The organism is Serratia sp. AXJ-M (assembly GCF_046531865.1).
GTDB lineage: Bacteria > Pseudomonadota > Gammaproteobacteria > Enterobacterales > Enterobacteriaceae > Serratia > Serratia liquefaciens.
The window spans coordinates 4,841,153-4,858,108 of sequence record NZ_CP059394.1; the positions used below are offsets into that span (position 1 = coordinate 4,841,153).

At 54.4% G+C, this 16,956-nt stretch carries 9 protein-coding genes, 2 tRNA genes and 4 rRNA genes; 3 read left to right on the plus strand and 12 right to left on the minus strand.

The window, feature by feature from the left end:
- Positions 1 to 64: 64 nt before the first annotated feature.
- Positions 65 to 1,879, plus strand: coding sequence for a phosphogluconate dehydratase (gene edd / locus H0S68_RS22520; protein WP_410529033.1), 1,815 nt, complete (start codon positions 65 to 67; stop codon positions 1,877 to 1,879).
- A 56-nt stretch (positions 1,880 to 1,935) separates the two neighbouring features.
- Entirely contained in the window at positions 1,936 to 2,577 is a 642-nt protein-coding gene (locus H0S68_RS22525) for a bifunctional 4-hydroxy-2-oxoglutarate aldolase/2-dehydro-3-deoxy-phosphogluconate aldolase (protein WP_410529034.1), read from the plus strand.
- Positions 2,578 to 2,604: 27 nt separating this feature from the next.
- On the opposite strand, the gene aceK is transcribed toward H0S68_RS22525, so the two are convergent.
- The 10 genes from aceK to H0S68_RS22575 form a co-directional block, all read right to left on the minus strand.
- Positions 2,605 to 4,359, minus strand: coding sequence for a bifunctional isocitrate dehydrogenase kinase/phosphatase (gene aceK, locus H0S68_RS22530; RefSeq protein ID WP_048759983.1), 1,755 nt, complete (start codon positions 4,357 to 4,359; stop codon positions 2,605 to 2,607).
- A 70-nt stretch (positions 4,360 to 4,429) separates the two neighbouring features.
- The gene (gene aceA, locus H0S68_RS22535) at positions 4,430 to 5,737 is read right to left on the minus strand and encodes an isocitrate lyase (RefSeq protein WP_410529035.1); all 1,308 of its coding nucleotides are present in this window, start codon (positions 5,735 to 5,737) and stop codon (positions 4,430 to 4,432) included.
- A 47-nt stretch (positions 5,738 to 5,784) separates the two neighbouring features.
- A complete protein-coding gene (gene aceB / locus H0S68_RS22540) occupies positions 5,785 to 7,383 on the minus strand; it encodes a malate synthase A (RefSeq protein WP_129941604.1) in 1,599 nt (532 codons plus the stop codon).
- Positions 7,384 to 7,770: 387 nt separating this feature from the next.
- A complete protein-coding gene (gene metA / locus H0S68_RS22545) occupies positions 7,771 to 8,700 on the minus strand; it encodes a homoserine O-succinyltransferase MetA (RefSeq protein ID WP_041415044.1) in 930 nt (309 codons plus the stop codon).
- A 376-nt stretch (positions 8,701 to 9,076) separates the two neighbouring features.
- Positions 9,077 to 9,192: ribosomal RNA gene (rrf, locus tag H0S68_RS22550) — 5S ribosomal RNA — on the minus strand.
- A 51-nt stretch (positions 9,193 to 9,243) separates the two neighbouring features.
- Positions 9,244 to 9,319: transfer RNA gene (locus tag H0S68_RS22555), tRNA-Thr, on the minus strand.
- A 13-nt stretch (positions 9,320 to 9,332) separates the two neighbouring features.
- A 5S ribosomal RNA gene (gene rrf / locus H0S68_RS22560) occupies positions 9,333 to 9,448 on the minus strand.
- Between the two features lie 103 nt (positions 9,449 to 9,551).
- Positions 9,552 to 12,459 (minus strand): 23S ribosomal RNA (locus tag H0S68_RS22565).
- 232 nt (positions 12,460 to 12,691) lie between these two features.
- Positions 12,692 to 12,767, minus strand: a tRNA-Glu gene (locus H0S68_RS22570).
- A 145-nt stretch (positions 12,768 to 12,912) separates the two neighbouring features.
- Positions 12,913 to 14,453 (minus strand): 16S ribosomal RNA (locus tag H0S68_RS22575).
- Together the 16S, 23S and 5S rRNA genes with 2 tRNA genes alongside form the textbook arrangement of a ribosomal RNA operon.
- Before the next feature lie 522 nt (positions 14,454 to 14,975).
- On the opposite strand from H0S68_RS22575, the gene H0S68_RS22580 reads away from it, so the two are divergent.
- Complete coding sequence (locus H0S68_RS22580) at positions 14,976 to 15,518, plus strand: gamma carbonic anhydrase family protein (RefSeq protein WP_020837217.1); 543 nt, start codon at positions 14,976 to 14,978, stop codon at positions 15,516 to 15,518.
- A gap of 36 nt (positions 15,519 to 15,554) precedes the next feature.
- On the opposite strand, the gene aroE is transcribed toward H0S68_RS22580, so the two are convergent.
- The gene (gene aroE, locus H0S68_RS22585) at positions 15,555 to 16,373 is read right to left on the minus strand and encodes a shikimate dehydrogenase (RefSeq protein ID WP_201895941.1); all 819 of its coding nucleotides are present in this window, start codon (positions 16,371 to 16,373) and stop codon (positions 15,555 to 15,557) included.
- 11 nt (positions 16,374 to 16,384) lie between these two features.
- On the minus strand, positions 16,385 to 16,954 hold the full coding sequence (gene tsaC / locus H0S68_RS22590; RefSeq protein WP_201895940.1) for an L-threonylcarbamoyladenylate synthase type 1 TsaC: 570 nt from the start codon (positions 16,952 to 16,954) through the stop codon (positions 16,385 to 16,387).
- Between the last annotated feature and the right edge of the window lie 2 nt (positions 16,955 to 16,956).

Consider the following 16,956-nt stretch of genomic DNA (forward strand, 5'->3'; position numbering starts at 1 on the left):
TGCAATATTCCACCGGGGGCACCGCCACAGGCGGCGTCTATAACAATAGCCATGTGAGGAAGGTATGCTTAATCCCACCCTATCCCGTGTCACGCAACGCATCATCGACCGTTCCAAACAGAGCCGCGCCGCCTATCTGGCACGCATTGAAGCGGCGCGTTCCCAAACCGTGCACCGTGCACAGCTGGCCTGCGGTAATCTGGCGCACGGTTTTGCCGCCTGTCAGCCGGACGACAAAACCGCACTGAAAAACATGGTGCGCAGTGATATCGCCATCATCAGCGCTTATAACGATATGTTGTCTGCCCACCAGCCCTACGAAAACTATCCCCAGCGGCTGAAACAGGCGTTGCATGCCGTGGGCGCGGTCGGTCAGGTAGCCGGAGGCGTACCGGCGATGTGTGATGGCGTGACCCAGGGGCAGGATGGTATGGAGCTGTCGCTGATGAGCCGCGACGTGATCGCCATGTCCTCAGCCATCGGTCTGTCACACAATATGTTTGACGGCGCGCTGTTCCTCGGCATCTGCGACAAAATCGTGCCGGGTCTGGTGATGTCCGCCCTGTCCTTTGGCCATCTGCCGTCGCTGTTTGTGCCTGCCGGCCCGATGAGCAGCGGCTTACCGAACAAAGAGAAAGTGCGCGTGCGTCAGCTGTACGCCGAAGGCAAGGCCGATCGACTGGCGCTGTTGGAGGCCGAAGCCGCTTCTTATCACGGCATCGGCACCTGCACCTTCTACGGCACCGCCAACACCAACCAGATGGTAATGGAAGTGATGGGGTTGCACCTGCCGGGATCCTCCTTCGTTCACCCGGACACCCCTTTGCGCGATGCGTTGACCGACGCTGCCGCACGCCAGGTCACTCGCCTGACCGAAACCGCCGGCAACTATCTGCCAATCGGCAAACTGGTGGATGAAAAGGTGGTGGTTAACGGCATCGTTGCGCTGCTGGCCACCGGCGGCTCCACCAATCTGACCATGCATATGGTGGCGATGGCGCGCGCCGCCGGCATCATCATCAACTGGGACGACTTCTCCGAACTGTCGGACGCCGTACCGCTGCTGTGCCGTATCTACCCGAACGGCCCGGCGGACATCAATCAGTTCCAGGCATCTGGCGGCGTCGCCCTGGTGGTGCGCGAACTGCTAAAGCACGGCCTGCTGCACGAAGACGTACACACCGTGGCCGGTTTTGGCCTGACGCGTTATACCCAGGAGCCGTGGCTGGATAACGGTCAGTTGGCCTGGCGCGAGGGCGCGGAAAGCTCGCTCGATACCCAGGTTATCGCCAGCGTGGCGGAGCCTTTCGAACATCACGGCGGCACCAAGGTTTTGGCAGGCAACCTCGGTCGCGCGGTGATGAAAACCTCGGCGGTGCCGGCCGACAATCAGATTATCGAAGCGCCGGCGGTGATATTTGACAGCCAGCATGACATCGTGCCGGCATTTGAAGCCGGCAAGCTGGATCGCGATTGCGTGGTGGTGGTTCGCTTCCAGGGGCCGCAGGCCAATGGCATGCCCGAACTGCACAAGCTGATGCCACCGCTGGGCGTGCTGATGGACCGCGGATTTAAAGTCGCGCTGGTCACCGATGGCCGCCTGTCAGGCGCCTCCGGCAAGGTCCCTTCCGCTATCCACGTGACCCCGGAAGCCTATACCGGCGGCATGCTGGCCAAGGTGCAGGACGGCGATGTGATCCGCGTAAACGGCCGCACCGGTGAATTGGCTTTACTGGTCGATGCCGACATTCTGGCCCAGCGAGCGCCATACCAACCGGACCTGAGCGCCGAACATATCGGCTGCGGCCGTGAACTGTTCGGCGCATTACGCAGCCAGCTTTCCGGTGCCGAACAGGGCGCCTGCTGCATTAAATTTTAACCGATAGCATGGCCGGGCAGCCCGAAGGCGACGGCTATAACTGGAGAGAACCCTTAATGAACAATTGGAAAACCAGCGCAGAGCAGATCCTGATGGCCGGCCCGGTAGTCCCGGTGATCGTCATCAACAAATTGGAACACGCGATCCCGCTGGCGAAAGCCCTGGTGGCTGGTGGCGTCCGGGTATTGGAAGTCACCCTGCGCACCGCCTGCGCAATGGACGCGATCCGTGCTATTGCCAAAGAAGTGCCTGATGCCATCATCGGCGCCGGTACCGTCATCAACCCGCAGCAGTTGCAGGAAGTGACCGATGCCGGGGCGCAATTCGCCATCAGCCCGGGCCTGACTGCCGATCTGCTGCAAGCGGCCACGGCCGGTTCAATCCCGTTAATTCCGGGTATCAGCACCGTGTCTGAACTGATGTTGGGCATGGATCATGGGCTGCGTGAGTTTAAATTCTTCCCGGCGGAAGCCAACGGCGGCGTGAAAGCACTGCAGGCGATCGGCGGCCCGTTCCCGCAGGTACGTTTCTGCCCGACCGGCGGAATTTCACCGAGCAACTACCGTGACTATCTGGTGCTGAAAAGCGTGCTGTGCATCGGCGGCTCCTGGCTGGTGCCGGCGGATGCGCTGGAAAGCGGCGACTACGCACGCATCACCGAATTGGCGCGTGCCGCCGTTGCGGGTGCAAAAGCTTAATGCTATCGGGCGCGGCGTGCCGCGCCCTTACGTCGCTGCCGAGGTAGCAGGCAGTGCCACCCCGCTGCGCTGGCTAAAACGCCGTTTCTTGCGGTAAGCGAAGACATCCTCCACATGCCCGTCGCGAATGCGCTGCTGCAGCCCGCGCCAGTAATCGGCTTCGAACAGGTCGCTGTGCAACTCTTCAAACACCTGCCGAATGCGCCGATCGCCACACAGAAAATGCCTGAACTCCTCCGGGAATACATCGTTCGCCGACACGCTGTACCACGGCTCGCTGGCCAGTTCATCTTCCGGGTAACGCGGCGGCGGAATATCGCGGAAGTTCACCTCGGTCATATAGCAAATTTCATCGTAATCGTAGAACACCACCCGCCCGTGCCGGGTCACGCCGAAGTTCTTGAATAGCATGTCGCCGGGGAAAATATTGGCGGCGGCCAGTTGTTTGATCGCATTGCCATACTCTTCGATAGCGTCGCGCATCTGCTGCTCATTGGCCTGCTCCAGATACAGGTTCAGCGGCGTCATGCGCCGTTCCATATACAGGTGCTTGATCACGATGCGATCGCCCAGATCCTCCAGCTTGTCCGGCACTTCACGCTGCAATTCAGCCAAAAGCTCCGGGCTGAGGCGCGCCTTGTCGACGACAAAATTCTCGTACTCTTGGGTATCCGCCATGCGCCCCACGCGGTCGTGTTCTTTCACCAACTGGTAACAGGCCATCACCTGCGCCTGCGTCACCTCTTTTTGCGGTGCGAACTCGTCTTTGATCACCTTGAACACCCGATCGAACGACGGCAGGGTAAACACCAGCATCACCATGCCTTTCACCCCCGGCGCGATGATGAACTGCTCCTGCGAGCCAGCCATAAACGTCAGGTATTCACGGTAACATTCCGTTTTACCGTGCTTCTGGCAGCCAATCGCCATATACAGTTCGGCGGTGGTTTTGCCCGGCAGTATTTCTCGCAGCCACTCGACCATCGCTGCCGGAAGCGGTGCGTAAACCATAAAGTAAGAACGTGCGAAACCGAAGACGATACTGGCCTCGGCCTTACTGGTCAGGCAGGTATCGATAAACAAGGCACCGGAATCGCTGTGATGGATCGGCAGCAGGAAAGGATAGACCGTATCCGCCACCCGCAACTTACCTACCAGCCAGGCAGCCTTGTTACGGTAAAAGAGCTCATTGGCAATCTGGAACGTCGCCCCAGCCAGCTGCTGCGCGCTAAAGCTCTGTTGCAACGCCAGCGTGATGTAATCAATATCACGCGACAAGTTTTCCCAAGGTAGCCGCAGAGGTAAATCCGTCAGCAGGTTGTACAGCATCGCCGATACATCACCGCTAGCAGTGAAATTGCGCGACAGCGGACGCGGGATATCGCGAAAGCGTCCCTCAGGTTGGGAGCTGAAAACAAACAGCTTTTCCGGCGTTAGATCCCGGTGTTTGAACAGGCGGCAGTAAACCGAATTAAAGAAGCTTTCGGCGATCTCAAAGCGTGGGTACTCCGGCAACAGGTCGGTGTACACCGCCTTCACCCGGCTGGGGAAATCCGCATCAAAGGACTTTTGCCCCGTGATGCACTTCAGTTGCTCCACCACCAAACCGACGTGATGGTCATACAGGTGAATACGCTTTTTCATCGCCTGTTGCACCGCCGGCCAGTCTGCTCGCTCAAAACGCTGCTGCGCACCGGCAGTCACCTCAAGGAAGCGGCCATATTGCGCATCAAAACCCTGCAGTATCGTCTGTGCGATCAACAGCTCCAGTTTCGCCGCCATCCTTACCTCCCGCCAGAAAATAGAGCCCGCATATGCAGGCTCTGGGTTAGGTTTTTTCAGCGTTGCCGCCTCAGAACTGCTGTTCTTCCGTCGAACCGGTCAGTGCCGTTACCGAAGAAGCACCGCCCTGAATGATGGTAGTGACCTTGTCGAAATAGCCGGTACCCACTTCCTGCTGGTGCGATGCGAAGGTGTAACCGCGTGAAACGGCATCGAATTCCGGTTTCTGTACCTTCTCGACGTAGTGCTTCATGCCCTCGCCCTGTGCATAAGCGTGCGCCAGGTCAAACATGTTGAACCACATGCTGTGGATGCCCGCCAGCGTGATGAACTGGTACTTGTATCCCATCGCCGACAGTTCTTCCTGGAAGCGGGCAATCGTCTGATCGTCCAGGTTCTTTTTCCAGTTGAACGACGGTGAACAGTTGTATGCCAGCAGTTTGCCTGGGAATTTGGCGTGAATGGCATCAGCGAAACGCTTGGCTGCCTGCAGATCCGGCGTGGAGGTTTCGCACCACACCAGGTCGGCGTAAGGGCAATACGCCAGGCCACGGCTGATCGCTTGTTCAATGCCGGCATGGGTACGGAAGAAACCTTCCGCTGTACGTTCGCCGGAGACAAACTCGCTGTCGTATGGATCGCAGTCTGACGTCAGCAAATCGGCCGCATCGGCGTCGGTACGTGCGATGACCAGCGTTGGCACACCGAGCACGTCTGCAGCCAAACGGGCGGCTACCAGCTTCTGAATCGCTTCCTGAGTTGGCACCAGCACTTTACCGCCCATATGGCCGCACTTTTTCACCGCCGCCAATTGGTCTTCGAAATGCACCCCGGCAGCGCCGGCCTCAATCATGGCTTTCATCAGCTCAAAGGCATTCAGCACGCCGCCAAAACCGGCTTCGGCATCGGCGACAATTGGCAGGAAGTAGTCGGTGTAACCCTTACTGCCCGGTTCAATTTTATTGGCCCACTGGATCTGATCGGCACGGCGGAAAGTATTGTTGATACGTTTAACCACCGCCGGCACGGAATCAACCGGGTACAGCGACTGGTCCGGATACATGGCAGACGCGGTGTTGGCATCCGCAGCGACCTGCCAGCCAGACAGATAAATCGCCTCAATACCGGCTTTGGCCTGCTGCAATGCCTGCCCGCCAGTCAGCGCACCCAGGCTGTTGACATAGCCTTTGCGTGATTTACCGTACAGCAGTTCCCACAGCTTGGCGGCACCGTTTTGTGCCAGCGTGCAGACCGGATTGACCGAGCCGCGCAAATTAATCACGTCTTCAGCGCTGTATGGGCGCGTGATGCCTTCCCAGCGAGCCGATTTCCATTCCTGTTCCAGTTGTTGAATCTGTTGAGCACGAGAGGTAGACATAATTTTTATCCTTTTCAATAATGTAGGGTTAATGGTCAGGAACAGGTTCAGGCCAGAAGCTCATAGCCGGGTAAGGTCAGAAAATCGATTAATTCGTCTTGCGTAGTGATACGTTCCATCAGGCGCGCAGCTTCTTCGAAACGGCCAGCGTTAAAGCGCGCCTCACCCAATTCTTCACGTACCACCAACATCTCTTCTTTCAGCATCTGGCGGAACAGCGCCTTGGTGACCAACTGGCCATCGCTCAGGCTCTTTTGGTGATGGATCCACTGCCAGATTGAGGTACGGGATATTTCCGCCGTCGCCGCATCTTCCATCAAGCCGTAAATTGGTACGCAGCCATTGCCGGAGATCCAGGCCTCGATGTATTGCACCGCCACGCGAATATTGGCGCGCATGCCGGCTTCGGTCCGTTCGCCATCACAGGGTTCCAGCAGTTGCGCGGCGCTGATCGGCGCATCGTTTTCACGCAGGACTTCCAGCTGATTACGGCGTTCGCCGAGCACTTTGCTGAACACTTCCATGACGGTATCTGCCAACCCCGGATGCGCCACCCAGGTGCCGTCATGGCCGTTATTGGCCTCCAGCTCTTTATCCGCCCGTACCTTGTTCAATACCCAGGCATTTTTCTCGGCGTCTTTGCTAGGGATAAACGCGGCCATGCCCCCCATGGCAAAAGCGCCTCGCTTGTGGCAGGTCTTGATCAGCAACCGGGAGTAAGCACTGAGGAACGACTTGTCCATCGTGACCGACTGGCGATCCGGCAAGACCCGGTCAGCGTGGTTTTTCAGCGTTTTGATATAGCTGAAGATGTAATCCCAACGGCCGCAGTTCAACCCGACGATATGATCGCGCAGGTGGTAAAGGATCTCGTCCATCTGGAATACCGCCGGCAACGTTTCGATCAATACCGTGGCCTTGATGGTGCCGCGCGGCAGGGAGAAACGATCCTCGGCAAAGCTGAATACCTCACTCCACCAGGCGGCTTCCTGCCAGGATTGGGTTTTCGGCAGGTAGAAATAAGGGCCGCTGCCTTTTGCCAGCAATTGACGGTAGTTGTGGAAGAAATACAGTGCGAAATCGAACAGACCGCCAGGGATCGCTTCGCCCTGCCACTGCACGTGTTTCTCCGGCAAATGCAGCCCACGTACGCGCGCTATCAATACCGCTGGATTAGGCTTCAACTGATAAATCTTGCCGGCTTCATTGGTGTAAGAAATGGTGCCATTCACTGCATCATGCAGGTTGATTTGCCCATCGATCACTTTGTCCCAGCTCGGCGCCAGTGAATCTTCGAAATCCGCCATAAACACCTTCACATTGGCATTCAAGGCATTGATCACCATTTTGCGTTCAACCGGCCCGGTGATTTCGACCCGACGGTCGCGCAGATCCTCGGGTATGCCGCGGATCTTCCACTCTCCATTTCGAATGGAATCAGTTTCCGAAATAAAGTCTGGGAGTTCGCCCTGATCGATCTTCTGCTGCCAACAGGCACGCGCAGCCAAAAGCTTATTGCGCTGCGGAGTAAAGTTACTCACCAGATCCGCCAGGAATTCGACCGCGTCATCCGTCAACACCTGCCGTTCAGCAGCGGTAAAACCCTGCGTAAACGTTAACTCCGTGCCTGCTATCTGTTGCGTCATTGTCTTGCTCCTTCGCATCATTGTGCACCGCCGCTGCAAGTCAGGCGGGCACATCTTCATCAGAAATCAGTGCGGATCAGGATGAATAAAATGATCCTCAACTGGTCAGATCTCATCTCGCTGGATCTAAGAATACTCAACTAAAAATAAAAATCAAAAACGATTTCCATTTTATTATTAAATATTTTATTAACCTTTTATTATCAATTGGTTATTAAAAATAACAATGTCAGAGGGTAAGGAAACCGGTTCCATTCCCTGTCGGTAGTTATATCAAGTGTTTGTTAGATAATGAGTTTTAGTAAGAATGGCAGATAAATTAGGGGTAAAGCGCTGGGAGAGGAGTGCCGGCGGCCTCGATTCAGCCGCCGGTTAAAGCAAAAAATGTTATTCCAGGGTCGGGTTCATATGACGCAGATCGTAAGGTGTGATCTGGTAAACGTAGTAGTTAAGCCAGTTGGCGAACAACAGGTGGCCATGGCTGCGCCAGGTCGCTTTGGGGGTAAGTTCGGGGTTATCGTCGGGGAAGTAATTGAGCGGCACTACCGGGTTGAGACCTGCTTCGTTATCGCGACAGTACTCACCGGCGAGCGTCAGCGCATCATACTCTGGGTGCCCAGTCACGAACGCCAGCCGTTTATCCTTGCTGGCGAACAAATAGGCCCCGGTTTGCTCCGACTCGGCCAGGATATCCAGATCCGTGTACTGCCGAATAATCTCGGTAGGGAAATCCGCATAGCGCGAATGGGGTGCCAGGAAAGTCTCATCAAAACCACGCGTCAGCAAGGCATGCTGCTGCAAGGTTTGATGCTGGTAAACGCCAGAGAGTTTCACTTCACGCGTCATCTTCGGGATGCCATACAGGATATTCAAAGCGGCCTGCACGGCCCAACAGACAAATAACGTGGAGGTCACGTGATTCTTGGCCCAATCTATTACGCGTTCAATCTGCGGCCAGTAAGCAACGTCGCAGAAATCAACCAACCCTAGCGGGGCCCCCGTCACGATCAGACCATCAAAGTTCTGATCCTGGATGTCTTCAAAATCACAATAAAAGTTGTTCAGATGCTCCGCCGGCGTGTTCTTCGACTCGCGGCTGTCGATACGCAGCAACTGGATATCGATTTGCAAAGACGAGTTAGAAAGCAGACGTAAAAACTGGTTTTCCGTCTCGATCTTCTTTGGCATCAGGTTAAGGATCAGCACTTTCAACGGCCTGATTTCCTGTGTTTTTGCCCGTGAGGATGTCATCACAAAGACATTCTCATTGCGCAAGAAACTTACTGCAGGTAACTCATCAGGAACACGAATCGGCATTGCTTAATCCCCACACATCCGTTTAAACGTTTAGACTTCTAGATGCCCGAAGATAGCGGTTTTTTACCGTGATGTCGAGTGTTCAACGGAAAGGTGAAAATGTTTCATCGCGGCGATGACGGGAGGTTGAACGTATTTTTGGACGCTAAAAAGCAAAAAGGCCATCCTTGCGGATGGCCTCTTGGCATAATTGATGCCTGGCAGTGTCCTACACGATTCGTCTCATCCTGAGACTCACCCCTTCGGGGCCGCCGCAAGCGGCGTTAAAGCCCGTTCCCGACGGGCTTTTCGCATGCCCATGCTCGAGCAGAACGACATACAGCAGATAAAACAAAAAGCCCTACGCTTTCACGTAGGGCTTGTTGCTTTATTTGATGCTTGGCAGTGTCCTACTCTCGCATGGGGAGACCCCACACTACCATCGGCGCTACGGCGTTTCACTTCTGAGTTCGGCATGGGGTCAGGTGGGACCACCGCGCTATTGCCGCCAAGCAAATTCTTTTAATTCTTTTTGCCGAACTTCTAAACCCACTTTAAATAAAGTGGTGCTGATACCCAGAGTCGAACTGGGGACCTCACCCTTACCAAGGGTGCGCTCTACCAACTGAGCCATATCAGCACACTAATTTGATGCCTGGCAGTGTCCTACTCTCGCATGGGGAGACCCCACACTACCATCGGCGCTACGGCGTTTCACTTCTGAGTTCGGCATGGGGTCAGGTGGGACCACCGCGCTATTGCCGCCAGGCAAATTCTGTTTCATTCCAACCGCCACTCCCGTAGCCATTGAAACCAATCTCGGAACTCGCTGAAAATCTCTACAATCTCTCTAAAAACACCTTTGGTGTTGTAAGGTTAAGCCTCACGGATCATTAGTACTGGTTAGCTCAATGCATCGCTGCACTTACACACCCAGCCTATCAACGTCTTAGTCTTAAACGTTCCTTCAGGGACCTTAAAGGCCCAGGGAAGACTCATCTCGAGGCAAGTTTCGCGCTTAGATGCTTTCAGCGCTTATCTTTTCCGCACTTAGCTACCGGGCAGTGCCATTGGCATGACAACCCGAACACCAGTGGTGCGTTCACTCCGGTCCTCTCGTACTAGGAGCAACCCCTCTCAATCTTCCAACGCCCACGGCAGATAGGGACCGAACTGTCTCACGACGTTCTAAACCCAGCTCGCGTACCACTTTAAATGGCGAACAGCCATACCCTTGGGACCTACTTCAGCCCCAGGATGTGATGAGCCGACATCGAGGTGCCAAACACCGCCGTCGATATGAACTCTTGGGCGGTATCAGCCTGTTATCCCCGGAGTACCTTTTATCCGTTGAGCGATGGCCCTTCCATTCAGAACCACCGGATCACTAAGACCTACTTTCGTACCTGCTCGAGCCGTCACTCTCGCAGTCAAGCTAGCTTATGCCTTTGCACTAACCTCACGATGTCCGACCGTGATTAGCTAACCTTCGTGCTCCTCCGTTACTCTTTGGGAGGAGACCGCCCCAGTCAAACTACCCACCAGACACTGTCCTCACCCCGGATCACGGGGCCGAGTTAGAACATCAAACATTAAAGGGTGGTATTTCAAGGTTGGCTCCACGCAGACTGGCGTCCACGCTTCAAAGCCTCCCACCTATCCTACACATCAAGGCTCAATGTTCAGTGTCAAGCTATAGTAAAGGTTCACGGGGTCTTTCCGTCTTGCCGCGGGTACACTGCATCTTCACAGCGAGTTCAATTTCACTGAGTCTCGGGTGGAGACAGCCTGGCCATCATTACGCCATTCGTGCAGGTCGGAACTTACCCGACAAGGAATTTCGCTACCTTAGGACCGTTATAGTTACGGCCGCCGTTTACTGGGGCTTCGATCAAGAGCTTCGCCTTGCGGCTGACCCCATCAATTAACCTTCCAGCACCGGGCAGGCGTCACACCGTATACGTCCACTTTCGTGTTTGCACAGTGCTGTGTTTTTATTAAACAGTTGCAGCCAGCTGGTATCTGCGACTGGCTTCAGCTCCGAGAGCAAGTCTCTTCACCTACGCGCCAGCGTGCCTTCTCCCGAAGTTACGGCACCATTTTGCCTAGTTCCTTCACCCGAGTTCTCTCAAGCGCCTTGGTATTCTCTACCTGACCACCTGTGTCGGTTTGGGGTACGATTCTGTGTTACCTGATGCTTAGAGGCTTTTCCTGGAAGCTTGGCATCAACTACTTCTGCACCGTAGTGCATCGTCATCACGCCTCAGGGTTAGTAAGTAACCGGATTTACCAGGTCACTCCCCCTACACGCTTAAACCGGGACAACCGTCGCCCGGCTAGCCTAGCCTTCTCCGTCCCCCCTTCGCAGTAACACTGAGTACAGGAATATTAACCTGTTTCCCATCGACTACGCCTTTCGGCCTCGCCTTAGGGGTCGACTCACCCTGCCCCGATTAACGTTGGACAGGAACCCTTGGTCTTCCGGCGAGCGGGTTTTTCACCCGCTTTATCGTTACTTATGTCAGCATTCGCACTTCTGATACCTCCAGCAACCCTCACAGGCCACCTTCAACGGCTTACAGAACGCTCCCCTACCCAACAACGCCTAAGCGTCGCTGCCGCAGCTTCGGTGCATGGTTTAGCCCCGTTACATCTTCCGCGCAGGCCGACTCGACCAGTGAGCTATTACGCTTTCTTTAAATGATGGCTGCTTCTAAGCCAACATCCTGGCTGTCTATGCCTTCCCACATCGTTTCCCACTTAACCATGACTTTGGGACCTTAGCTGGCGGTCTGGGTTGTTTCCCTCTTCACGACGGACGTTAGCACCCGCCGTGTGTCTCCCGTGATAACATTCTTCGGTATTCGGAGTTTGCATCGGTTTGGTAAGCCGGGATGGCCCCCTAGCCGAAACAGTGCTCTACCCCCGAAGATGAGTTCACGAGGCGCTACCTAAATAGCTTTCGGGGAGAACCAGCTATCTCCCGGTTTGATTGGCCTTTCACCCCCAGCCACAAGTCATCCGCTAATTTTTCAACATTAGTCGGTTCGGTCCTCCAGTTAGTGTTACCCAACCTTCAACCTGCCCATGGCTAGATCACCGGGTTTCGGGTCTATACCTTGCAACTATTCGCCCAGTTAAGACTCGGTTTCCCTACGGCTCCCCTATACGGTTAACCTTGCTACAAAATATAAGTCGCTGACCCATTATACAAAAGGTACGCAGTCACACCACGAAGGTGCTCCCACTGCTTGTACGTACACGGTTTCAGGTTCTATTTCACTCCCCTCGCCGGGGTTCTTTTCGCCTTTCCCTCACGGTACTGGTTCACTATCGGTCAGTCAGGAGTATTTAGCCTTGGAGGATGGTCCCCCCATATTCAGACAGGATGTCACGTGTCCCGCCCTACTCATCGAACTCACAATTAATGCATTTTAGTGTACGGGACTATCACCCTTTACTGTGCGACTTTCCAGACGCTTCCACTAACACAAGAACTGATTCAGGTTCTGGGCTCCTCCCCGTTCGCTCGCCGCTACTGGGGGAATCTCGGTTGATTTCTTTTCCTCGGGGTACTTAGATGTTTCAGTTCCCCCGGTTCGCCTCATACGACTATGTATTCATCGTATGATAGTGCAACGAATTGCACTGGGTTTCCCCATTCGGGTATCGCCGGTTATTACGGTTCATATCACCTTACCGACGCTTATCGCAGATTAGCACGCCCTTCATCGCCTCTGACTGCCTAGGCATCCACCGTGTACGCTTAGTCACTTAACCTCACAACCCGAAGGTGTTTCCACTTTCGTGCTGCTATATTTGAGAGACTCTATGACAGGTTAATCCTTACCCCAATACTTCTACGGAGGGATAAGTTTCAGCTGTCATGTTTCAATTTTCAGCTTGTTCCAGATTGTTAAAGAGCAATATCTTAAACACGACTCGCAAGAGTCATCTTTAAGATGTTTTCGGTTTCAAGAACCGGTGATAATGTCTTTCACTCATTATCGGATGGCGTCCCCAAGGGGATTCGAACCCCTGTTACAGCCGTGAAAGGGCAGTGTCCTAGGCCTCTAGACGATGGGGACACGAAAATCCGATTAAACTGACTGTCTTAATCGGTTCGTATCAGCATGAGTCAGTGACTCATTACATCAACAGGTAGCGCTTTTGCTCATTACGTTTCTATCAGACAATCTGTGTGAGCACTTCACGCGAATCAATATCATTAGGTAAGGAGGTGATCCAACCGCAGGTTCCCCTACGGTTACCTTGTTACGACTTCACCCCAGTCATGAATCACAAAGTGGTAAGCGCCCTCCCGAAGGTTAAGCTACCTACTTCTTTTGCAACCCACTCCCATGGTGTGACGGGCGGTGTGTACAAGGCCCGGGAACGTATTCACCGTAGCATTCTGATCTACGATTACTAGCGATTCCGACTTCACGGAGTCGAGTTGCAGACTCCGATCCGGACTACGACGTACTTTATGAGGTCCGCTTGCTCTCGCGAGTTCGCTTCTCTTTGTATACGCCATTGTAGCACGTGTGTAGCCCTACTCGTAAGGGCCATGATGACTTGACGTCATCCCCACCTTCCTCCGGTTTATCACCGGCAGTCTCCTTTGAGTTCCCGCCATTACGCGCTGGCAACAAAGGATAAGGGTTGCGCTCGTTGCGGGACTTAACCCAACATTTCACAACACGAGCTGACGACAGCCATGCAGCACCTGTCTCAGAGTTCCCGAAGGCACTAAGCTATCTCTAGCGAATTCTCTGGATGTCAAGAGTAGGTAAGGTTCTTCGCGTTGCATCGAATTAAACCACATGCTCCACCGCTTGTGCGGGCCCCCGTCAATTCATTTGAGTTTTAACCTTGCGGCCGTACTCCCCAGGCGGTCGACTTAACGCGTTAGCTCCGGAAGCCACGCCTCAAGGGCACAACCTCCAAGTCGACATCGTTTACAGCGTGGACTACCAGGGTATCTAATCCTGTTTGCTCCCCACGCTTTCGCACCTGAGCGTCAGTCTTTGTCCAGGGGGCCGCCTTCGCCACCGGTATTCCTCCAGATCTCTACGCATTTCACCGCTACACCTGGAATTCTACCCCCCTCTACAAGACTCTAGCTTGCCAGTTTCAAATGCAGTTCCCACGTTAAGCGCGGGGATTTCACATCTGACTTAACAAACCGCCTGCGTGCGCTTTACGCCCAGTAATTCCGATTAACGCTTGCACCCTCCGTATTACCGCGGCTGCTGGCACGGAGTTAGCCGGTGCTTCTTCTGCGAGTAACGTCAATGCAATGTGCTATTAACACACTACCCTTCCTCCTCGCTGAAAGTGCTTTACAACCCGAAGGCCTTCTTCACACACGCGGCATGGCTGCATCAGGCTTGCGCCCATTGTGCAATATTCCCCACTGCTGCCTCCCGTAGGAGTCTGGACCGTGTCTCAGTTCCAGTGTGGCTGGTCATCCTCTCAGACCAGCTAGGGATCGTCGCCTAGGTGAGCCATTACCCCACCTACTAGCTAATCCCATCTGGGCACATCTGATGGCATGAGGCCCGAAGGTCCCCCACTTTGGTCCGTAGACGTTATGCGGTATTAGCTACCGTTTCCAGTAGTTATCCCCCTCCATCAGGCAGTTTCCCAGACATTACTCACCCGTCCGCCGCTCGTCACCCAGGAGCAAGCTCCCTGTGCTACCGCTCGACTTGCATGTGTTAGGCCTGCCGCCAGCGTTCAATCTGAGCCATGATCAAACTCTTCAATTAAAAGCTTGATTTGCTTCAACTCGTGAAGCGATGCTCGAAAATTAACTTTCGTAATAATTCAACTAAATGAATTACTGCTTGGTCACTCTTCAAGACTTGATATTTTTTTGAACCCGAAGGTTCTGGATATCGTCTTGTGGAGTGCCCACACAGATTGTCTGATAAATTGTTAAAGAGCAGTGAGTTAGCCGCCGTAGCTTGCTATCTCGAGGTGGCGTATAATACGCTTTCCTCTTTCAGAGTCAACCCCTAAATTTCAGGATTTTTTCTCTTCGAACCCCGGAGACTCTGTGAAGTTGTTCACATGTTCCGTGTCGATGGAGGCGCATTATAGGGATCCGAGTTTTTTGCACAACCCCTTTTTTGATCTTTTCTTTCCGTTTGCGCACTTTTCAGCCCTTTCGGGCGGATCTTGCGCGATCAGCGCCATTTTCCTTAAGATCCGTAGCTTCAGTTGGTTGTAATTCCACCGCCAACGTCTAGTATTGCCGGTAAATATGATCCCGACGTGAGGCTATTACCATGTCCGATGCAGTGCGTTCTTATCTTCATTACTCTCCAAAACTGGGTCAACGCGTAATGATCGACCCTTCCAGCGTGGTGATCGGCAACGTTGAGCTGGCCGATGACGTCAGTATCTGGCCGCTGGTTGCCATCCGCGGCGATGTCAACGCGGTAAAGATCGGTCCGCGCAGTAATATTCAGGATGGCAGCGTGCTGCACGTGACTCATAAGTCCGAACATAACCCAGAAGGTTACCCGCTGTTGATCGGGGAAGACGTGACCGTAGGCCACAAAGCCATGCTGCACGGTTGCGCCATAGGCAACCGGGTATTGGTAGGGATGGGATCGATCCTGCTGGATGGTGCAGTAATAGAAGATGATGTGATGATTGGTGCCGGCAGCCTGGTGGCTCCGGGTAAACGTCTGGCGAGCGGTTATCTTTATATGGGAAGTCCGGCACGTCAGATTAGGCCATTGACTGCAGCTGAGTTGGAAGGGCTGCTCTACTCTTCTACTAACTATGTACGTTGGAAAGACGAATATTTGTCTGAAGACATCTGACAAGCGCCCGTTCCCTGGCAAGAGAACGGGCACAAGTTATACCGCCAACTCGTGGCGCAGTTGGCGCAGTACTGGCTCTATCTCCGGCATCACGCCGTGCCACAACAGGAACGCATGCGCGGCCTGCCCCACCAGCATCCCTAATCCGTCAGCATATTCTGTAGCACCCTGTTGCTGTGCCCAGGTCAGAAACGGCGTTAACCCCTGCTGATAAAACATGTCATAACAGCGCGTGTTGCCAGTGATAGTGCCAACCGGCAATGCCGGGATCTCGCCGCTGATCCCGGACGCCGTAGCGTTGATCACTAAATCAAACTGTTGTTGATCGAGTTGATCCAGAGGCAAGGCGGTGATTTCACCGAGATGCTGAAAACTTTCTGCCAGCATTTGCGCACGACTGAAAGTGCGGTTGGTGATCGTCATCTCACAACCAAAAGACAACAGCGGCAAGATCACGCCCCGTGCTGCGCCCCCCGCCCCCACCAGCAAAATGCGATCCTTTGGTTTGATCAGCCCTTGGCGTTCCAGATCGGTCAGCAGGCCGATCCCGTCCGTATTGTCACCCAGCAACCCACCGTCCGGCAGCACCTTGAGCGTATTGACCGCTCCGGCCAACGAGGCACGCTCGCTCAATTCAGACGCAGCCTCGTAGGCATGCTCTTTAAAAGGTACTGTGACGTTCGCCCCCTGACCACCAGCGTGAATGAACGCTTGCAGCGCCGTTTCGAAACCGTCCAGCGGTGCCAACACCGTACCATAGGGATGTTCTATGCCAGTTTGAGCGGCAAACAACGCATGAATGCGCGGTGATTTACTGTGGCTGATAGGATTACCGAATACCGCAAACTTCTCCATTCACATTACCTCTAGCCTTGACGGATCTGTTCGCCGGTCAGGGCATCTCTGATTTCTGAAGGATTAAGGCGGCCACCAACGCTGCCGGCTAACACCGGGAAAGCGGCGCCAAACTGCTTCAGCACTTCATCGGCGCTGCGGCAAGGCTCTTGCCCACTGAGGTTGGCGCTGGTCGAGACCAGCGGTTTCCCGAATCCTCGGCAAAGCTGCTGAACCAGTGGATGATCGCTGACACGTACCGCCAGAGAGTTGAAACGGCCGGTCAACAAGCGCGACGTTTCCGGACGAGCAGGTATCACCCAGGTGACCGGACCGGGCCAACTGGCAAAAATGGCAGCCCGCTGCCGCTCGCTGAGTGCACTGTCATCTATATAAGGTGCTAACTGCGCATAATCGGCAGCGATCAGGATCAGTCCCTTTTCCCAAGGCCGCTGTTTGAGGGCCAGCAATGCATTTACCGCTTGTTCACTGTCAGGATCGCACCCTAAGCCAAATACGGCTTCTGTAGGGTAAGCGATAACCTGCTGAAGATGCAGCGCGTCAATAATGGGTGTAAAGAGAGGGGTGGTATCTGAGTTCATGG

Bases quoted from the DNA above. Each gene is read 5' to 3' on its own strand.
- edd (WP_410529033.1), top strand. From the start codon at position 65: ATGCTTAATCCCACCCTATCCCGTGTCACGCAACGCATCATCGACCGT.
- H0S68_RS22525 (WP_410529034.1), top strand. From the start codon at position 1,936: ATGAACAATTGGAAAACCAGCGCAGAGCAGATCCTGATGGCCGGCCCG.
- aceK (WP_048759983.1), bottom strand. From the start codon at position 4,359: ATGGCGGCGAAACTGGAGCTGTTGATCGCACAGACGATACTGCAGGGT.
- aceA (WP_410529035.1), bottom strand. From the start codon at position 5,737: ATGTCTACCTCTCGTGCTCAACAGATTCAACAACTGGAACAGGAATGG.
- aceB (WP_129941604.1), bottom strand. From the start codon at position 7,383: ATGACGCAACAGATAGCAGGCACGGAGTTAACGTTTACGCAGGGTTTT.
- metA (WP_041415044.1), bottom strand. From the start codon at position 8,700: ATGCCGATTCGTGTTCCTGATGAGTTACCTGCAGTAAGTTTCTTGCGC.
- H0S68_RS22580 (WP_020837217.1), top strand. From the start codon at position 14,976: ATGTCCGATGCAGTGCGTTCTTATCTTCATTACTCTCCAAAACTGGGT.
- aroE (WP_201895941.1), bottom strand. From the start codon at position 16,373: ATGGAGAAGTTTGCGGTATTCGGTAATCCTATCAGCCACAGTAAATCA.
- tsaC (WP_201895940.1), bottom strand. From the start codon at position 16,954: ATGAACTCAGATACCACCCCTCTCTTTACACCCATTATTGACGCGCTG.